2 protein-coding genes are annotated in these 1,204 nt (G+C 36.1%); one reads left to right on the forward strand and one right to left on the reverse strand.

Translation table 11 applies throughout. The features are described from left to right. Positions 1-178: 178 nt before the first annotated feature. Entirely contained in the window at positions 179-967 is a 789-nt protein-coding gene (locus QZ506_RS20450; RefSeq protein WP_291973532.1) for a hypothetical protein, read from the forward strand. 47 nt (positions 968-1,014) lie between these two features. Here the strand turns inward: QZ506_RS20450 and QZ506_RS20455 are convergent, their stop codons facing one another. Beyond that, positions 1,015-1,164: a hypothetical protein gene (locus QZ506_RS20455; protein WP_291973534.1), complete on the reverse strand. Its 150-nt coding sequence runs from the start codon at positions 1,162-1,164 to the stop codon at positions 1,015-1,017. Between the last annotated feature and the right edge of the window lie 40 nt (positions 1,165-1,204).

The following is a 1,204-nucleotide window of genomic DNA, read 5'->3' on the forward strand; positions in this document are numbered from 1 at the left end:
GATGCTCAGGTGGGTGAAGCCGTGGCCATGGTCAAAGCGCTTAACCGGATCACGCTATTAGGAATGCCGAACAGTATTCACATCACGTAACAATCGACCCGTATGGGGCGCAGTCGTTACAAGTTCTGATTTATTCAACAAAGCCAAAATTAATCCAATCATTGAGATTTATTTCACTATGAATATGAAAATATCAAGCAACGTAAGTCCAATTAAAGAAAAGTTTGCAACTATTACAAAGCGTAATATAACTACATCAAATAGAACCAGCAGCACCAATAATATCATTCAAGCACATAATTGTGTTCATACATTTGTATCTATAAAACAATTTATTAACGCAAAAAATAATAATTACATTGATATAAGTGAGGTTAATCAAATTAATATTAAAAATAGAGAATATAAAATCCAAGAAAAAGATGGAAAAGTTAAGATTATTAAGTCAAAAAAATACAGAAAATTTGATTTTATCAAACATTTTCTTGAAAAATGCAAGGCAAATCATTTTGCCTCGGTAAAAAAAGATATAGAATCTATGGTTGATCAAAAGAATCACATTAAAAATATGGTGACTTACGATATTCCAAGAAAGACTGCTATCTCAACTGACCACGATATTCCAAGAAAGCATGCTATCTCAACTGAGTACGATATTCCAAGAAAGCATGCTATCTCAACTGAGTACGATATTCCAAGAAAGCATGCTATCTCAACTGACCATGATATTCAAAAAAAGCCTGCTATCTCAACTGAGTACGATATTCCAAGAAAGCATGCTATCCCAACTGAGTACGATATTCCAAAAAAGCATGCTATCTCAACTGAGTACGATATTCCAAGAAACCCTGCTATCTCAACTGACCACGATATTCCAAGAAAGCCTGCTATATCAGCTGACTACGATATTCCAAGAAAGCCTGCTATCTCAACTAACTACGATATTCCAAGAAAACATGGATTGTGACTCAGATTTGCTGACAGTGTTTGTAATGGTCAACTAGGCTGTGTATCTTAATTGGGCTTTGGGCTTTGGGCTTTGGGCTTTGGGCTTTGGGCTTTGGGCTTTGTTGAATAATAGGGAATAATGCTGTTATGACACACCTGTTTTGGATTAAAATGCTGATCGCTCCGGGATGCATCACCACGCTCTGGATTTAACATACTGATTTTACGTCAAGGGAATCCGCAGCCTTTATGGCTA

Origin of the sequence: Candidatus Symbiopectobacterium sp. (assembly GCF_020054415.1) — a bacterium.
Lineage (GTDB): Bacteria > Pseudomonadota > Gammaproteobacteria > Enterobacterales > Enterobacteriaceae > Symbiopectobacterium.